The 17,501-nt window shown below is 50.3% G+C and carries 12 protein-coding genes and 1 tRNA gene; 8 read left to right on the top strand and 5 right to left on the bottom strand.

Annotated features, from left to right (window positions below; translation table 11 throughout):
- Positions 1–444: 444 nt before the first annotated feature.
- A complete protein-coding gene (locus ACO0LD_RS10405) occupies positions 445–993 on the bottom strand; it encodes a c-type cytochrome (RefSeq protein WP_423006392.1) in 549 nt (182 codons plus the stop codon).
- Positions 994–1,490: 497 nt separating this feature from the next.
- On the opposite strand from ACO0LD_RS10405, the gene ACO0LD_RS10410 reads away from it, so the two are divergent.
- From ACO0LD_RS10410 to ACO0LD_RS10420, 3 genes are all read left to right on the top strand, one after another.
- Positions 1,491–1,565, top strand: a tRNA-Arg gene (locus ACO0LD_RS10410).
- A gap of 369 nt (positions 1,566–1,934) precedes the next feature.
- A complete protein-coding gene (locus ACO0LD_RS10415) occupies positions 1,935–4,709 on the top strand; it encodes a M16 family metallopeptidase (protein WP_423006394.1) in 2,775 nt (924 codons plus the stop codon).
- Between the two features lie 83 nt (positions 4,710–4,792).
- Positions 4,793–5,326: an HD domain-containing protein gene (locus tag ACO0LD_RS10420; protein WP_423006396.1), complete on the top strand. Its 534-nt coding sequence runs from the start codon at positions 4,793–4,795 to the stop codon at positions 5,324–5,326.
- 63 nt (positions 5,327–5,389) lie between these two features.
- On the opposite strand, the gene dinB is transcribed toward ACO0LD_RS10420, so the two are convergent.
- Complete coding sequence (gene dinB / locus ACO0LD_RS10425) at positions 5,390–6,547, bottom strand: DNA polymerase IV (protein ID WP_423006398.1); 1,158 nt, start codon at positions 6,545–6,547, stop codon at positions 5,390–5,392.
- A 444-nt stretch (positions 6,548–6,991) separates the two neighbouring features.
- Between dinB and ACO0LD_RS10430 the strand changes: the two genes are divergently transcribed.
- The 4 genes from ACO0LD_RS10430 to ACO0LD_RS10445 are packed head-to-tail and all read left to right on the top strand — an operon-like array spanning position 6,992 to position 12,316.
- On the top strand, positions 6,992–7,462 hold the full coding sequence (locus ACO0LD_RS10430) for a thioredoxin family protein (protein WP_423006400.1): 471 nt from the start codon (positions 6,992–6,994) through the stop codon (positions 7,460–7,462).
- A 24-nt stretch (positions 7,463–7,486) separates the two neighbouring features.
- Positions 7,487–9,820: a PAS domain-containing protein gene (locus tag ACO0LD_RS10435; protein WP_423006402.1), complete on the top strand. Its 2,334-nt coding sequence runs from the start codon at positions 7,487–7,489 to the stop codon at positions 9,818–9,820.
- Between the two features lie 40 nt (positions 9,821–9,860).
- On the top strand, positions 9,861–10,277 hold the full coding sequence (locus ACO0LD_RS10440) for a hypothetical protein (protein WP_423006404.1): 417 nt from the start codon (positions 9,861–9,863) through the stop codon (positions 10,275–10,277).
- Between the two features lie 2 nt (positions 10,278–10,279).
- Complete coding sequence (locus ACO0LD_RS10445; RefSeq protein ID WP_423006406.1) at positions 10,280–12,316, top strand: tetratricopeptide repeat protein; 2,037 nt, start codon at positions 10,280–10,282, stop codon at positions 12,314–12,316.
- A gap of 82 nt (positions 12,317–12,398) precedes the next feature.
- Here ACO0LD_RS10445 and ACO0LD_RS10450 read toward each other — a convergent pair whose 3' ends face one another.
- Complete coding sequence (locus ACO0LD_RS10450; protein ID WP_423006408.1) at positions 12,399–13,415, bottom strand: helix-turn-helix domain-containing protein; 1,017 nt, start codon at positions 13,413–13,415, stop codon at positions 12,399–12,401.
- Positions 13,416–13,657: 242 nt separating this feature from the next.
- Between ACO0LD_RS10450 and ACO0LD_RS10455 the strand changes: the two genes are divergently transcribed.
- A complete protein-coding gene (locus ACO0LD_RS10455; protein ID WP_423006410.1) occupies positions 13,658–15,256 on the top strand; it encodes a GMC family oxidoreductase in 1,599 nt (532 codons plus the stop codon).
- On the opposite strand, the gene ACO0LD_RS10460 is transcribed toward ACO0LD_RS10455, so the two are convergent.
- Both ACO0LD_RS10460 and ACO0LD_RS10465 read right to left on the bottom strand, forming a co-directional pair.
- Entirely contained in the window at positions 15,240–16,826 is a 1,587-nt protein-coding gene (locus ACO0LD_RS10460; protein WP_423006412.1) for an amidase, read from the bottom strand. The genes ACO0LD_RS10455 and ACO0LD_RS10460 overlap by 17 nt on opposite strands.
- 26 nt (positions 16,827–16,852) lie before the next feature.
- Positions 16,853–17,275 (bottom strand): SirB2 family protein, encoded by a 423-nt coding sequence (locus ACO0LD_RS10465; RefSeq protein ID WP_423006414.1) that lies wholly within the window; start codon positions 17,273–17,275, stop codon positions 16,853–16,855.
- Between the last annotated feature and the right edge of the window lie 226 nt (positions 17,276–17,501).

The following is a 17,501-nucleotide window of genomic DNA, read 5'->3' on the forward strand; positions in this document are numbered from 1 at the left end:
TTCAGAAAATTTGCCTCAGCATGAGAACATCTAAGAGATTCCATTGTCAATATTGATAGAATGCATGCAGCAAAAAAACAACAAGCTGCGATTATGACAATAAATGGGTAAGGGGGAGCACCTGCTTTTGACTATGAGGCTATAGAAAAGTTTCAAAGAAAAACGAGTTTTTTGTATCAATATTGATAAAAGGAAACATTAAAATAAAGTAACTATATTTCCTTTTTGCATGAGTCATCGCAGAAACTACTACTAAGGAAAATTTTGCACCAAAATGTATCTAAATAAAACAGTTTGTATCGTTCAAAACCTCATTTTGACTATATTTAACTGGAATTTTTATCTATCTATATGCAATTTGCGTCGATATGCAGCATAAAGCCAACAAAAAACCCCGGCGCACCGGGGTTTTTTGTTGGCATGACTCAGATTATTACACGAGCTTTATTTTGCAGATGCCTCAGCTGAAGCTGCAGCGGCCGGTGCCTTGACTTCAGGCTCCTTGAACTTGGCACCACCTGCATTGGCCAGATGCACAACTGCACGGGCAACTTCAATATCGTCCAGATCAGGATTACCGCCTTTAGCTGGCATGGCACGCAAACCACCTATCGCATTCGCAACGACCTTGTCATAACCTTGTGCAATGCGCGGGGCCCAGGCAGCGGAATCAGCAAATTTTGGTGCGCCAGCTGCGCCGCTGTCGTGGCAAGCCGAACAAATAGTTTTATATACTGTTTCGCCAGATTGCAAAGTCTTGGGACCGTTGGCATCCTTGAAGTTAAAACCCTGATCAGCTACCGGGCTGATACGCGCAGCAACTGCTTCTGCTGTCAGGGCAGAAGAACCTGCGCCGACTTTTTTGTCATTCGATACATACTGTACCAGCAAGACAATGGCGATAATTGGGACCAGGAATCCGGCAAGAATAGCAACGATAAGTTGCTTAGGGGTCTTGATCGCTGATTCGTGTTCGTCGTGCGCGTCGCTCATGGTTTCCTCAATGCAAATAAATTAGGTACAGAAAATTCTTAGTCTATGCTTGCAGGCAACTTAAACCGCAAGTGCCAAAGCTTGGGATTATAGTGCGAAAGCGCTGTGTTTGGAATGAAAAGCAGTCTCTGAGGGCCAAGAATCCGGAAAATCGGACAGGTTTAACGACAATTCTCCCGCTTTGATGCAGACGTGCTGGCGCAAATCAGCGCGGAATGTTTGCCTTACATTGGCAATGTATGACTGCTGCACGGCTGTGCGTTGACCTTCTCTATTGATATTTGGCAGTGGTCTGGCTGCGCAGGTATCATAATAAGATGTCCAGATACGAACGCCTTCTCCATCTCTTGCAAGTCTTGCGACGCCATCGTCGTCCCGTCAGTGGTCAACATATAAGTAATTAGATAATTAAGTAATGCAAATTCAGATTTAGATGACTTTATTCCATACACAATAGTATCCAAACAGCTACAATAGCGGTCTGCAAATATCTGCACGCGACCGTCTTCCAACGGATAGGATACGAGTTTCCGAAGCTCGCAATACAGGTTCGATTCCTGTCGGTCGCACCATCTGCTGCATCTCTCCGATCCCCCAAACTTCAAATTTACTGATGAAACTGGTCAGCAGCGCTGACATTTCCTTACGTATAGCCTTTATTCAGATAGTTACACGGATTACTTGTTCAAGATGCTGCGTGCTGTAGCCAGGTCTGGCATGTCGAAACTTTTGCCTCGCACCCTCATTCTTCCTGCTCTCAGTATTCATTATCATCATTGCATGTATATTTTGTTGCTTTCCTTGTTATGTTTGTACTAAGCTTGATCGCTTTAGATTTGAACCAGATCTGGTCTTTGCTGGTCTGAGTCCTGGCCTTCTCCATGACAAGTGGAGAGACGATATTCACTACTTTGTATTTATATATTCATAAAGGTCGCTACATGAAATCATCGCGCATGCAACTCAGCAGCTTGAGTCTGTCCCTGACATTGGCTTTTACTACCCTGGTACATATCCCGCCAGCCATCGCGGCTGAAAATGCGACAACGGCCAAAACCGCGCTGCCTGCGGGAGTGCAATTTGTGCGTCAGGTCGAGGGCATAGATGAGTACCAGCTGGCAAATGGCATGCGCGTCTTGCTGGTACAAGATGCCAGCAAACCGACCACCACCGTTAACATTACTTACCGCGTCGGCTCCCGCCATGAGAATTATGGCGAAACCGGCATGGCGCATTTGCTCGAACATCTGATGTTCAAGGGCAGCAAGGCACATCCCCGCCTGTGGGAAGAAATGTCACAGCGCGGCGTGCAATTCAATGGTACGACATGGCTGGACCGCACTAATTACTATGAAACCTTTGCTGCCAAACCAGAAACCCTGGCCTGGGCTATCAGCATGGAAGCTGACCGCATGGTCAATTCCCGTATTTCTGGCGAAGACTTGAAGACTGAGTTCTCAGTCGTGCGCAATGAAATGGAAAAGAATGAGAATTCCGGTGTCGGCATCCTCATACAGCGCATCATGTCCAGCGCTCACCAGTGGCATAACTATGGCAAGGACACCATAGGTGCACGCACCGACGTTGAGAATGTCAACATCCCGCACCTGCAAGCCTTCTGGCGCAAATACTACCAGCCTGACAATGCCACCCTGATCGTGGCCGGTGCTTTTGATGCCAAACAGGCCCTGCAACTGATCGCTACCCAGTTTTCCAAAATCCCCAAGCCCAAGCGTGCGCTGGAACCTACGTATACATTAGACCCTGTGCAAGATGGTGAGCGTGATGTCATCGTGCGCCGCGTTGGTGACTCTCAAGCCATCGCCGCCTTGTATCACACCGTGCCTGCTGCCCATCCCGATTATGCCGCGACTGAAGCACTGGCCCTGATACTGGGTGACACACCCAATGGCCGTCTCTACAAAGCCCTGGTCGAAACCAAGAAAACTGCAGATGTATTCCCCTGGGCAGCAAATCTGGAAGAACCCGGCTTTTTGATGCTGGGGGCAAACTTGCGCACCGAGCAAAACCTGCCGGAAGCCAAGAAAATATTACTGGACACCATAGAAAGCTTCGACAAGTCACCAGTGACTGAAGCAGAACTGGCGCGTGCCAAGGCCAAACTGGATTCAGATATTGCCCAGGTCTTCAATGATCCGGAAAAATTTGCCGTTTCCCTGTCTGAAAGCATAGCCTCCGGTGATTGGCGCTTGTTCTTCCTGTTCCGCGATCGCGTCAAGGCACTCAAGGTTGATGATGTGCAACGCGTCGCCACTACCTGGCTAAAATCCAGCAACCGCACCTCGGGTAGCTTTATCCCGACTGAAAAACCGGATCGCACACCAGCCCCGGCCAAGGTCGCCGTGGATGAGCAAATCAAGCAATTCAAACCTGGCGTAGCCATCGCCCAGGCAGAAAACTTTGTCGCCTCTGCCGATAATATCGACAAGCGCACTGTGACAGGTGCGCTCAGCAATGGCATGAAGTATGCGTTGTTGCCCAAGACTACACGTGGCAATACTGTCGTGTTGTCCATGCATATCAATCTGGGTGATGAAAACAGCCTGAAAGGCAAAGCCGGTGCTGCAGAGTTGGCCGCTGCCATGCTCAGCCGTGGTACAGAAAAACTCAGCCACCAGCAATTTACTGAAGAACTGGACAAGCTCAAGGCCAAGTTGCAGATCAATGGCAATGTGACTTCTGCCAATATCCAGGTAGAAACCATACGCGACAACCTGCCACGGGTATTAGAAATGGTGCGCGATGCCCTGCGCCAACCGGCTTTCAGCGAAGCCGAATTCACCCAATTGCTGAACTCGCAATTGGCGCAGTTGGAAGAGTCACGCAAGGAACCACAATCCGTTGCCATAGATGCGGGCAAAAAAGCCATGAATACCTGGTCAGCAGATGATCCACGCTACTATCGCGGGATTGATGAGCAGATCGCCTATTTGAAGGCCGCCAAACTGGCCGACGTCAAGGCTTTCTGGAAAGAGTTCTATGGTGCCAATCAGGCAAACCAGGCGCAAATTGCCGTCGTTGGTGAATTTGATGCAAACAAGCTGAAAGCTGAATTACAAGCTGCCTTTGGCGACTGGAATGCCCAGCAAAAATTCAACCGTGTTGCCAAGCCTTACCAGGCCACCAAGGCAGATAATAAGCAAATCATCACGCCGGACAAGGCCAATGCCTTCTTCTATGCCGCCATGCAACTGCCGCTGGGTATCAAGCATCCTGACTATCCTGCACTGGTGATGGGCAACTACCTGCTGGGTGGCAGCGCCAACTCACGCATACTGAACCGCATCCGTCAAAAAGATGGCGTCAGCTATGGTGGTGGCTCGGGTTTCAATGCCTCTGCCCTGGATGAAGTCGCCAGCTTTTCCATAGGCGCGATCTATGCACCGCAAAACCGTGCCAAGCTGGAAACCGGCATACGCGAAGAAATCGCCCGTGCACTGACTGAGGGTTTCTCACCCGCTGAACTGGAAGATGGCAAGAAGAGCCTGATACAGCAATACCAGCTGGAACGCAGCCAGGACGCCATGCTGGCATCAACGCTGGCAAACAACCTCTACCTGGGCCGCAATATGCAATACCGTGCTGAAGTAGAGAAAAAAATCCAGGCACTGACTGTGGCACAAGTAAAAGAAGCCATGGCCAAACATCTGGGCTTTGAAAAGACCTTGCGCGTGTTCGCTGGCGATTTCAAGTAAATAGTCTGACAAGGGGTGGGCTTGCACACAGCACTGTGCAAGCCTTTTTTATTGGTTTTCTTGATTGCTCATTATTGTTTCTCATGCTCAACACAACCACTGAAGCTTACCAGTTGCTGTCACAACTCGGCGCATCAGAGCGCTTGCTCACCCATGTCAAACTGGTGGGCGAAGCAGCAGATATGCTGATCACCGGGTTTGAAAACATGGATTTGGCATTCGATGCAAATCTGATACGTCTTGGTGCCGCCATCCATGACGCCGGAAAAATCCTGCATCCCAATGAACTGGATGGCCCGGGTTCTTTGCATGAGCCTGCCGGTGAAAAAATGTTGTTGGGTCAAGGTGTGCAGAGTATCGTCGCCCGATGCTGTGTAAGTCATGCGCAATGGCAGGGGGAAGGCCTGAGCCTGGAAGAATTAGCTGTTGCCACTGCTGACAAGTTATGGAAGGGCAAACGTGAAGCTGAGCTGGAATTGAAACTCATCCACGCGATCGCACAGCAAAAGCATATTGACCATTGGGAAATCTTTACTTCACTGGATGATCTATTTGAAACAATTGCTGCCGGGGGCAGCGAAAGACTGGAACGCAGCAGGTATAAAACTAACTCTTAAAATTGCCCAGCCCTGAATTACCCTTTCCTAATTTATTCTTCTCAGAATTACTCTTCCCAAATATCAGGGATCATCAAACAGCATGCCCTGGCTGACCTGGCGCTCGTTGCTGACATCTGCCTCTCTGACGAGGGCACTGGCCCTGACGCCCAGCAAGCGAAAGCGATTTTCCAATGCCACTCTGCGCAGACATTCCCCGGCCGTCCTGCGTATGACGGCAGGATCAGCCGTTGCGACAGGAATGGTAATGTCGCGTGTAGAGATACGAAAATCCGTGTAACGGATCTTGATACCGACGGTTTTGCAGCGGTAACCTTTTTTTGTTAAATCCCTCGCCAGGCGGGTGCAGAGGTCAGTGAATATCTCGCTCAGTACCGCCCTGTCATGTACGGCATGCAAGTCGCGGTCAAATGTGGTCTCTCTGCTGATGACCTTGGGCTCTGATTCAGTGGAAATCTCCCTGTCATCAATGCCACGCGCCGCGTTATACAGCCAACCAGCATAATTACTCCCGAAGGTATTTTGCAGCAAGCCCAGGTCTGCATTTGCCAGCTCGCCAACCGTGTTGATACCCAGGCTTGCCAGGCGCTCAGTTGATTTTGGGCCTATCCCATTCACTTTTTTCACAGGCAGCGGCCATATCCGTGTTGGCACGTCTTCCATACCCAGGATGGTCAGACCGTCAGGTTTATCCAGATCAGACCCGATTTTTGCCAGCAGCTTATTGGGGGCAACACAAATGGAACAGGTAAGGCCAGTTGCCTCTGTGACGGCCTGCTTCAAACTGCTTGCCAGGACGCGTGTTTCTTGCGGATGGTCGCTCAGGTCGATATAGATTTCATCTATACCGCGATTTTCAATTTGGGGAGCAATCTTGCCCACTGCTTCTTTAAAAAGCCGCGAATAATGGCGATAAGAGTCAAAATCGGTAGGAAGCAAGAAAACATCGGGAGCCAGCTTCGCTGCCTTCATGATGCCCATGGCGGAGAATATGCCAAGTGCCCGTGCTGCATAGGTCGAAGTGGTCGCGACCCCACGCCCGACATAGTCTTTTATGCGTGAAAATTCGTGCGTGCCATCGCCTTTTGGGATGGGGCGATGAGCAGAGCCCCCGCCTATGAGTACGGCTTGCCCCTGCAGTTCAGGATACCTCAACAGCTCAACAGAGGCATAAAAAGCATCCATGTCCAGATGTGCGATCCGACGTTGTTTATTATTCATGGCAATCAAAAATCACGTCGAAATACATTATTGAACACATAGTATGGCCTGCCCCCATCATCGCAGGTCGCCAGGTCGCAACACCGCCGTGCTGGCCGGGTTTGTCAACTACAGCCTTGCCAAGCAGCGCAGTATCATCGCGCATCTCAGTCACTGCGCAGAAGCAATCACCATCGCAATGAATTATTTTTTTCAAACACTGTCCCACTCAAACAAATAAGATTAAAAGCTGGAATAAGCTATTTTATCCTGAATCAGGCAAATAACTGAATATACATACAGCAAAATTAGATTTACGTAAAACAAGGAATTACAGCAACATGCTGTTTAAGCTAAGATAGGCTCATCCTGTATTTGCTGCTTACTTCTCACTTATTTGCTGCCGGTTTGCTACTTATTTTCTACTTATTTGCTACATTCCCTCCTGAATTTTCTGACGGATCAATGATGAAAAAACTGCTTTCCCTTATTTTTGCATGCAGTCTGGTATTCGCTATCAACCCGGCCAGCGCCGCCCCACCCCAGGCTTATGATGAAACTGCTGATGCCCAGGCAGCGATCAACAAGGCTCTGGCGGAAGCCAAAAAGACAGATAAAAAAGTCCTGGTCGTCTTTGGTGCCAACTGGTGCAAGGATTGCCTGGAACTCGACAAATCCATGCATGGCAAGAACGAAGCCCTGCTGGCCAGCAAGTTCATCACGGTGAAAGTGAATGTAGGTCAGTTTGATAAAAACAAGGAATTGGTGGATTTCTATGGCAATCCTACCAAGAAGGGTATCCCTGCCGCCGTCTTGCTCAGGCCAGACAATAGTGTGCTGTTCGCTTCCAAAGGTGGTGAATTGTCGAATGCACGCAAGATGAGTGAACAGGGCGTCTACGATTTTTTTGACGAAATCACCGCGCTGTACCATTGACCAGCATGAAAAAGATCACCGGGCATGTCTGAATTACCTGCAATGCCAGCCAATCAAACGCCGTGTGAAACGGAGCTGGAAGTATTGCAGCGCAGTCATGCCCTGTTATCCAATTTCTCACGCTGCCTGCCCGGCATGTTTTATCAATTCCGGCGCTACCCGGATGCCCGTTTTTGCCTGCCTTACGCCAGTGAAGCAGTAGAAGCTTTTTTTGGTGTCAAGGCAGAACAATTACGTGAAGATGCCAGCTTCATGTTTGCCAAAATACATCCCGATGATTTACCCAAAATGATCGCGGCGGTGCGCAAATCCTTTGCTGAGCTCAGCCCCTGGCACCAGGAATATCGCATCATTTCCAAAGGGCAGCCAGACCGTTGGGTGGTGGGTGACGCCACCCCTGAACAACTGCCGGACGGTAGCGTACTCTGGCATGGCTTTCTGAGTGACAATACCGAACGCAAGCTGACCGAGCAAAGATTGCTGGCGGCTGAACGTCAGCGCAGCCTGGTCATGAAAGCCTCGAACCAGGGCCTGTATGACATCAATCTGCAGACAGGTGAAGGTAGCTTCAGTCCTGAATATTTGCAGATGCTGGGTTACGAACCCGGCGACTTTAGTCACCCCCAGCAATTCTGGGATTATTTTTGGGGCACGGGTGTCCATCCCGATGATCTGGCGAATCTGAAACGCGCCTATAAAGCCCATGCTGCGGCCCAGGGTAATGCAGACTACCACGCCGAATTCCGGCAAAAAAACAAGAATGGCGATTGGCGCTGGATCATGTCACTCGGCAGCATTGTTGAGTGGGATAGCAAGGGTAAGCCGTTGCGCATGGTTGGTACCCATATCGATATCACCGAGCGCAAGCAAACCGAGGAAATGCTGAGACACAATCAGGAACTGCTCAAATCCAATAAGAACCGCTATAAGGAACTGGCCAGGGAACTGGAGATCCTCATCACCAATGCACCGGTGGGCATCATGTTTGTCAGCGATGGTGTCATCGTCAGGGCCAACAAGGCGCTGGCAGAATTATGTCGCTTCCCCAATGCCCAGGCCATGATAGGGGTAAAGACCAGCTTCCTGTATCAAGGACTGGACGATTATGAAGCCTTCGCTTCCAAAGTCGCACCTGGCCTGCAGGCCGATGAACTGGTCGGGCTGGAATGGCAGTTACGCAGATTTAATGGTGAATCTTTTACCGGTCGTGTGGCCGGACGTGCCTTGCCAACAGAAAGCTATGTGCGCGGTGCGGTCTGGATGATAGAAGATGTGACAGAGCAGAGAATGACGCTGGATGCCTTGCGCACCAGTGAACAGCGTCTGCAAAGACTGATGAATTCCAGCCTGATCGGGATTATCCAGGGCAATGAAGCAGGCCAGATACTGGATGTGAATGATGTGTTTACCCAGTTCAGCGGCTATGACCGAGACTATCTGCTGACCCGCGATAATCTGTGGGACACCCTGCTTTCTCCACAGGACCTGAAGATTTGCCAGCAGGCCTATAAAGACTTGATACAGACCGGCACCACCGCGCCTTTTGAAATCATGTTGCTGCAAGGCGGAAATGTAGGCGTACCCATCCTGGTCGGTCTCAGTCATCTGGAAAATTCAGAACGTGGCTGGGTTGCCTTTGCCATGGACATCAGCGACCGCTTGCGCATGAACCGTTTGAAGACGGAATTCATTTCCGTCGTCAGCCATGAATTGCGCACGCCACTGACCTCTATCCGTGGTTCCTTGAGTTTGCTCGAGTCCGGCGTCAGTGGTGTCTTGCCCAAACAGGCCGAGCACCTGATACGCATCGCCCACAACAACAGCAAACGCCTGATCACCCTGGTCAACGATATTCTGGACATGGACAAGCTGGCCAGCGGCAAGATGATATTCCGCTCGGAAGCACTGGACCTGGTGGCGCTGGTACAGAATGCGTTGGAGCTGCATATGTCATATGCCAGTTCGCTCAAGGTCAGCCTGGTACTAGACCATCACCCGCAACAAGCCTGGATACTGGCTGACCACGACAGGCTCATGCAAGTGATGGCAAACCTGATTTCCAATGCCGCCAAATTTTCGCGTGAAGGGGAAACTGTGTTATTGCGCGTCTTTGGCAAGGGCCCGCGTTACCGTGTCGAAGTACGGGACAGGGGCGTAGGCATTGCTACCGAATTTCAAGCCCACTTGTTTGAACCATTCACCCAGGCTGACGGTACAGATACCCGACAAAAAGGCGGCACTGGTCTGGGCTTATCCATCACCAAGGCCATGCTGGAAAAAATGCATGGGCAAATCGGTTTTGTCAGCACGCCGGGGCAGGGTTCGACTTTCTGGTTTGAATTTGATGTGTATCGCTAAACCAGGAATCACAACGATGTTGACTATAAGGACCAAATATATGAACCGATCTAAAGAAATGTCATTGGGAACAAAAGCTGCAGGCATTTTTGGAGTGTTTTTTATAATCGCAATACTTGCCATTAATCTTTTTATCCCAAATCCAACTCCCACACAGCAAGAGACTTTCAAAATCGTTCTGGCTCTAGCCGCCGCTGGTGTCGCTGGCATATTTGCTGGATTCCTACATGTACAAAGTAAATGGAAAAAATTTTCGATACGAGCGGGAGGAGCTTTGGCAGTTTTCGTAGTTGTATTTATGATCAATCCAGCGACACTTCTCTCTAAACCAACTTCGATCAAGCCTATAGCGGTTGACCAAACACTTAACGGACGTAACGGAACCCAAATTGGTGTCAATAACGGAACAATGAATATTGAAAACTCGTCAACCAGTAAACCGTCCACAAACAAATAGTGATGAGATCAAGTGTCTTACTACTGGCATACCTCTTTTTTTCAACTACGGCATTGGCAATTGAGCAAATTTGCAGCGGCGACAATTGTGTTCAAATCTCGACTAACGTTGGTACAGTTAATATTGTCGGCGGAGTTCTTCAAATTGGCGTGAACAATGGCCAAATCAGTATTTTCAGTAACCCAGAAGACCAACGCAAGATCAAAAACTATGAGATCAAGGTTAAAAATCTCTCTCAACAGATTCAGAAAAATCTTGATGCTATTAGTCTACAAGAAAAACGAAAACTCTCCGACCAAGAGAAGTTAATTGAAAGCTGGAAATATGCAAAGAATCTAGCGCGGGAGTTAGAAATACTAAGAACGCGGATTACTCTGCTAAATTCAAATAATGAAATCGCTAAACTAATCCAGGTTGCATATGAGCGATATGATGTTCCTAAATTGAAAGAACTATTGAAGAAGAAACAGCAACAAGAGGATCAAAATGCTGCGGAGACAGCATATCAACTTGCAAAATTGCAATTCTTAGATAACGAATTTCACGAAGCCTATTTGAACAGCAAAAAGGCAATTTATCTGCATCCAGAGTACCCTTTTTATTTGTCTGCTGCGGGCCAATGTGCCTTTGAACTTGGATACTTTAGTGAGGCGCGAAGCTGGTTTGAAATGGCTTTAGTCATCGACCGTAAAAAATATGGTGAAACGAGTTCAGTTGTATCAACGGATCGTAACCTTTTAGGTTCAGCATGGCTTGCCTTGGGGCAACATCGCAAGGCAATAGAGTTTTATGAACAGGCCTTATATACCGACCTAAAAATTTACGGTGATGACCATCTAAATGTGGCAAGAGATCGAAATAACCTCGGATCTGCGTTGCTCGCTCTTGGAGAATATCGTAGGGCAATTTCTTTTTTTGAATTGGCATTGGAAGTCAACCTGAAGACTTTAGGTGTATCTCACACATTTGTGGCGATTGGTCGTAACAATTTAGGAGTAGCTTGGCGCTCTTTGGGTGAGTATCGCCGTGCAATTAATTACTATGAATTGTCATTGGAGAGTAATCTAAAAATATTTTCAGAAGATCATCCGAAAGTCGCAGTTGACCGCAATAATCTAGGGATGGCATGGGGAGCATTGGGCGAGTATAACAAGGCAATTAAATTTTACGAATTGGCGCTGAATAGTGATCTTAAAACCTATGGAGAAGCTCACCCTCGAATAGCACTCTATTACAATAACTTGGGGGCAACATGGGGTGAATTGGGAAACTATCCCGAGGCCATTGTCTACCATCAATTGGCTTTGTCCAGTAACATTAAAACACATGGGGAAGCACACCCTGACGTGGCGCTGAATCACAATAATTTGGGTACAGCGTGGCTTGCGCAAGGGCAATACATTAAAGCAAAAGATTATTATGAAATGGCTTTGACTAGTGATCTCGATACTTACGGTGAATTTCATCCAACCGTAGCAACTGAGCGAAGTAATTTAGGCCTCGTTTGGGCGAAACTGGGAGACAATCAAAAAGCGATAAGCATGCTAGAGATGGCGTTAGCTAGCGACTTAAAAACCTACGGTAATTTTCACCCCAATGTATCAAGAGACAGGAATAATTTGGGTGAAATATGGATATCAATGGGGGATTTTCGTAAAGCGATAGAACAATTTGAATTGGCATTACATATTGATTTGAAGTTTTATGGCGAAGCGCATCACAATGTAAGCATAGATAGAAATCATTTAGGAATGGCCTGGTTCTCTCTAGGCGAATATTACAAAGCAATAGAATTCTATGAGATTGGATTGGCGACTGCGCTGAAGTATTTTGGCGAAGAACATATTACTGTGGCTCTGCACCGCAATAATATCGGGACAGCTTGGTACAGATTAAATGAATATCGTAAGGCACGGGACTTCTACCAATTGTCTTATGATGCATTGATTAGAAATCCTGAATTCGGCTCAGTTCATCCCGTGACGAAAGACATATTTAATAATTTAACAGACGCGAAAACACAGTTGGCTACCAAATAAGTGATTCTCAGTCTAAAAAATGCTTCTCGCTCTCATAATGCTGGTTTGAATTGAAAATTGACTTGATAGTTCTAAGTCATGTTCAGCTGCGAAAAGATCTGAATTCTGAAGGCGTCAGATTCACCGCCCGTTTGAATGCGCGGCGAAAACTGCGGCTGTCTGAGTAATTTAATGTCGCTGCGATGTCATCCAGGCCCATGCTGGTAGTGCGCAAATAATGCTTGGCTTTTTCCATGCGCAGGCTTTCTGCGATTTGAAAATAAGAGCAACCTTCGCGTACCAGCAAGCGATGCAGGGAGCGTTCACTGATGCCCAATGCTCGCGCCAGTTCAGGCACGCTGTGGTAATCACATTGCAGGCTGACCAGTTTGTGCAAGAGGCTTTGCCTGCCTGTCAAACCCACTGCCGCCAATTCTGCATCACAGCGCATTTTGCTGCTGGCTGCGAGATCAGGATCGGGGTTGATCAATAAGGTATTGAGTACGCTGTTGTTGACGATGACGCGGCTGACATCGGCACCGTACACAACAGGGCAGCCAAAAAAATCTTCGGCAACAGAACGGCTGGCTTGCCGGTTACCACGCAACTCCACCCTTTCGATCTGCAGGGCAGCACCACACAGGGCACGGCTGACATTGATGGCGGTTGCCAGATGGTCGGCATCGAGAAAATCCTGCAACTCAACATCGTCAAACAGGGGGCGGGCTGTCAATACCGATGTGCGTTCGCCCGGTTCCAGCTGTAATTGCACCATGGCACCGGCAATCAACTGGTATTCCAGGCCAAAATGCATGGCATCTGCCAATGTTGCCTGCGCCAGCATGCCGCTCGCCATGGCACCCAGTGCAGGCAGGGACTTGCGTGCACCGGACAATATCCCAAGGTCTGCGCCGCCGTGATAACGCGCTTGCAACAGACTTTCCCTGGCTTGTAGGTAGCTGATGCGCACATCTTCAGGCGGGCGACCATCTGCATTCAAGCCCAGTGCCGGGAACATGTCCTGCAAACGCCAGTCACGCTCGCGACCTATCGCCAGCAAACCCGAGAAGGGGTGAGCCGGAAATACTGCATCCTGTACTGACAATACTTTGTTGTTCATCTGCGCTTTAGCTGCATCGTGGCAGGATTTGTCCTTACTTTCTGGAGTCTGAAGATTTAATATCCTAAGCTACACCGGAACATAGATTTCGGCAAGACACCAAAAAACCAAAGGACTTACGCAAAATTGTCCCAGCAAGGCGTAGCGACGAAGACAGTACTTTTAGTACGCGGCTCCTAGGAGAGGAGCTACAACGCAGCTGGGGCGATTTTGTGTAAGTCCGCAAATACTAAAGAGACAATATGACAACCACTACACCCGACTACGTCGTCGTCGGTGGCGGTTCCGGCGCTTGTGCCGTGGCTGGCCGCCTGACGGAAGACCCCAATCTGCATGTGACCATACTGGAATCCGGTGGCAAGGGCGACAGTTGGGTAGTTAACACTCCAGCGGCCGTAGTAGCCATGTTGCCAACCAAGCTGAATAACTGGGCTTTTGAAACCGTACCGCAACCTGGCCTGAATGGCAGGCGCGGTTACCAGCCACGCGGCAAGATGCTGGGTGGCTCGTCGGGCATCAATGCCATGGTGTATATCCGTGGTCACAAGCAGGATTATGATCAGTGGGCAGCCCTGGGTAATACTGGCTGGTCTTTTGATGAAGTCTTGCCCTACTTCAAAAAGTCAGAAAACAATGAAACCCATGGTGGTCATTATCATGGCCAGTCTGGTCCGCTGCATGTCAGTGAATTGCGCAGCGACAATCCCTACCAGCAAATTTATCTCGAAGCGGCCCGTCAGGCTGGCTTCAATATCAATACCGACTTCAATGGCGAAGAGCAGGAAGGCGTTGGCATCTACCAGGTCACCCAGCACAATGGTGAACGCTGGACAGCAGCACGTGGCTACCTGCATCCGCATATGGGTAAGCGCAGCAATCTGCAAGTGGAAACCGGCTGCCATGTCACGCGCATACTGTTTGAAGGCAAACGCGCCATCGGTGTTGAATACCGGCAGGGTGGCCAGGTCAAGACCTTGAAGGCAGGCAAGGAAGTCTTGCTGGCTGCCGGTGCTTTCCAGACACCGCAATTACTGATGCTGTCTGGTGTCGGTGATGGCAAGGCCTTGCAGGCCATGGGTGTACCGGTAGTACACGACTTACCCGGCGTCGGACAGAATTTGCAGGACCATCCTGACTTCGTCTTCAAATACCGCGCCAAGAGCCTGGACTTGCTGGGTGTATCTGCCGGTGGCAGCCTGCGCATGGTGAAAGAATTCAGACGCTATCAAAAGCAGCGGCGTGGCCTGCTGACTTCAAACGGTGCTGAAGGCGGCGGCTTTCTGAAGACAGATCCCAGCCTGAGCGCACCTGACATACAACTGCATTTTGTGCTGGCCATGCTGGATGACCATGCGCGCAAGCTGCATCTGGGTCATGGCTATTCCTGCCATATGTGTTTGTTACGGCCCAAGAGTGTCGGTGAAGTCACGCTGGCCAGCAAAGACCCCATGGCTGCGCCCCTGATCAACCCGCGCTTCCTCGAACATCCTGATGATATAGAAAACATGGTCAAGGGTTTCAAGCTGACACGCAAGCTGATGGATGCACCTGCGCTGGTGGCAGCACGCACCAGCGACTTCCAGACAGCAAATGTACATACCGACGATGAGATACGCGCCGTCTTGCGCCAGACCAGCGACACCGTGTATCACCCCATAGGCACTTGCAAGATGGGCGTGGATGCCATGGCCGTGGTCGACCCGCAATTGCGCGTACATGGCATGACAGGTTTGCGGATAGTCGATGCCTCCATCATGCCTGCCCTGATCGGTGGCAACACCAATGCCCCTACCATGATGATAGGGGAAAAGGCCGCCGATATGATCAGGGCTGCCTTGTAGTTGCAGCCGTTGCCGTGGTCGCCAGACTGGGCGCTGACAGCGCTGGTCTGGCCTGCTCAAAGGCATAGCCCATATTGAGCAATTTTGCCTCTGACCAGGCACCGGCAAACAATGACAAACCAACTGGCAAGCCCCTGACCTGACCCATGGGTACGGTCAGGTGCGGGTAACCGGCAATCGCTGCCGGGCTGCTGGAACTGCCTTCCAGCACATCCCCGGCCTTGTAGTCGATGAGCCAGGCTGTGCCGGTCGTCGGTGCAATCAGGGCATCAAGCTTGTATTTCTTGAGCACGGCATCTATGCCCTGCTTGCCAGCGCGCAGCTTGATGCGGGCGCTGGCCTGGCGATAGGCAACATCGCTGAGCTTGCCTTTGGCTTGTGCCTGCTCCATCAATTCCTGCGCAAAATAGGGCATGACGGTATCTGCATGTTGCTTGTTGAAGGCGATCACGTCTGCCATCGTGCGGGTTTTGACTGTGGCTGGGGTTTTGGCCAGATAGGCATTCAGGTCCGCCTTGAATTCATACAGCAAGACCGTGAGTTCATCTTTATCCAGTTCTTCCAGATAAGGCAAGTCTATCTGGTCAACGACGGTTGCGCCTTGCGCGATCAGGATAGCCAGGCTCTGGTCGAACAGGGTCTTGGTCTCGCTATCGTAGCCATCCACCAGTTTGCGCACTATACCCAGGCGTTTGCCCTGCAGGGCGGTAGCTTGCAAGCCCGCCGTATAGTCCTTGCTGCGGTGGTGGTTGGCTGTGCGGGTGACGGGGTCTTGTGCATCGCTGCCAGCCATAACATTCAATAACATGGCGGCATCGCGCACGTTCAGGGTCATGGGACCGGCAGTATCCTGGCTATGGCTGAGTGGGACGATGCCAGTACGGCTGACCAGGCCTATGGTAGGCTTCAAACCGACCAGGCCGTTCACCGATGCCGGGCAAACTATCGACCCATCGGTTTCTGTACCTATGGCTGCCGGGATCAGGCGCGCGGCCACGGCAGCCCCTGAGCCAGAGCTGGAACCGCAAGGGCTGCGCTCAGGCGCATAGGGGTTGCGGGTTTGTCCAGCCACGCTACTCCAGCCACTGGTGGACTGGGATGAGCGCAGGTTCGCCCATTCACTAAGATTGGCCTTGCCAAGGATGATGGCACCGGCCGCGCGCAAGCGGGCAACCACGGGTGCGTCCTGTGCGGCCAGGTTGTCCGCCAGTGCCAGCGAACCGGCTGTGGTCACCATGCCCTGCACGGCGATATTGTCTTTCAGGAGCAGGGGCAAACCCGCCAGACTGCCACGTGGCTTTTGTTTTTGATCTGCGTGATCTGCTGCCGAATCTGCAGCCAGAGCGTCTGCCCTGGCCTGGGGATTGCGCGTACTCACTGCCTGCAGGCCAGGGTTATACATCTTGATACGCGCATCATAGGCATCAAAGATTTGACTGGCAGTGGTTTTACCTGTCTGCAAATCTTGCGCCAGTTCATGCAGGGTTTCGCTGGCACTGGCGTATTGTCCATACAAGAAAGGCAGGGCAATAAGAAGACTGAGCTTGCGTTTGCAAAAGTAGATAGCCATGAAAAATATCTCTTATATCTCTAATGTCAGAATGGAATAACCTGCCTGCTCAGGGCAACGCTGATGATATAGGCAAAAACCAGGATGGCGGCGATGAACGCAGCCGTGCGTATGGCGGGCGTCTTGCCACGTTTGAGGGCTAACGTGCCGAGCACGATATACAGTATCAGGGCGAATAATTTCGCTGTCAGCCAGTTTTGCTGGAAGGGATACTGTCCGCTCAATACCGCCAGCGTCAGGGCACTGGCCAGCAAGACCGTATCGATCACATGCGGCAGGATTTTCACCCAGCGCTTGCCCATCATGGCAGAGTCGCGCATTTTCCAGAAACCGCGCAGCAGGAACAGGCTGCCACTCAATCCCACACAAGTCAGGTGCAGGTGTTTAATGGCGAGATAGCTGATGGACATGGTGGCTTTCGTTTCCGTGACAGATTTTGTGTCTGCCATACTAACCGAAACCCGCCTTTTTTGTCGTGTCAGGACGTATGCAAAACCGCCCCAACCGCGTTGCATCTCCCGCATGTACAACTACCTTGTACTAAAGTACTGTCGTCGTCGCTGCGGTGCAGTTGGGGTTTCATACAGCATGCTGTATGCCAACAAAACGAAACGCCCTTGCCAGGGCGGTTTCCTAAATGCGTTAGCCTTGTTGGGACAATTTTGCATAAGTCCT

This window comes from Undibacterium sp. Ji83W, from assembly GCF_049340385.1.
In the GTDB taxonomy this organism is placed as follows: domain Bacteria; phylum Pseudomonadota; class Gammaproteobacteria; order Burkholderiales; family Burkholderiaceae_D; genus Undibacterium.

Excerpts from the sequence above, each read along its gene's own strand:
- ACO0LD_RS10405 (WP_423006392.1), bottom strand. The coding sequence starts at position 993 with ATGAGCGACGCGCACGACGAACACGAATCAGCGATCAAGACCCCTAAG.
- ACO0LD_RS10415 (WP_423006394.1), top strand. The coding sequence starts at position 1,935 with ATGAAATCATCGCGCATGCAACTCAGCAGCTTGAGTCTGTCCCTGACA.
- ACO0LD_RS10420 (WP_423006396.1), top strand. The coding sequence starts at position 4,793 with ATGCTCAACACAACCACTGAAGCTTACCAGTTGCTGTCACAACTCGGC.
- dinB (WP_423006398.1), bottom strand. The coding sequence starts at position 6,547 with ATGAATAATAAACAACGTCGGATCGCACATCTGGACATGGATGCTTTT.
- ACO0LD_RS10430 (WP_423006400.1), top strand. The coding sequence starts at position 6,992 with ATGATGAAAAAACTGCTTTCCCTTATTTTTGCATGCAGTCTGGTATTC.
- ACO0LD_RS10435 (WP_423006402.1), top strand. The coding sequence starts at position 7,487 with ATGTCTGAATTACCTGCAATGCCAGCCAATCAAACGCCGTGTGAAACG.
- ACO0LD_RS10440 (WP_423006404.1), top strand. The coding sequence starts at position 9,861 with ATGAACCGATCTAAAGAAATGTCATTGGGAACAAAAGCTGCAGGCATT.
- ACO0LD_RS10445 (WP_423006406.1), top strand. The coding sequence starts at position 10,280 with ATGAGATCAAGTGTCTTACTACTGGCATACCTCTTTTTTTCAACTACG.
- ACO0LD_RS10450 (WP_423006408.1), bottom strand. The coding sequence starts at position 13,415 with ATGAACAACAAAGTATTGTCAGTACAGGATGCAGTATTTCCGGCTCAC.
- ACO0LD_RS10455 (WP_423006410.1), top strand. The coding sequence starts at position 13,658 with ATGACAACCACTACACCCGACTACGTCGTCGTCGGTGGCGGTTCCGGC.
- ACO0LD_RS10460 (WP_423006412.1), bottom strand. The coding sequence starts at position 16,826 with ATGGCTATCTACTTTTGCAAACGCAAGCTCAGTCTTCTTATTGCCCTG.
- ACO0LD_RS10465 (WP_423006414.1), bottom strand. The coding sequence starts at position 17,275 with ATGGCAGACACAAAATCTGTCACGGAAACGAAAGCCACCATGTCCATC.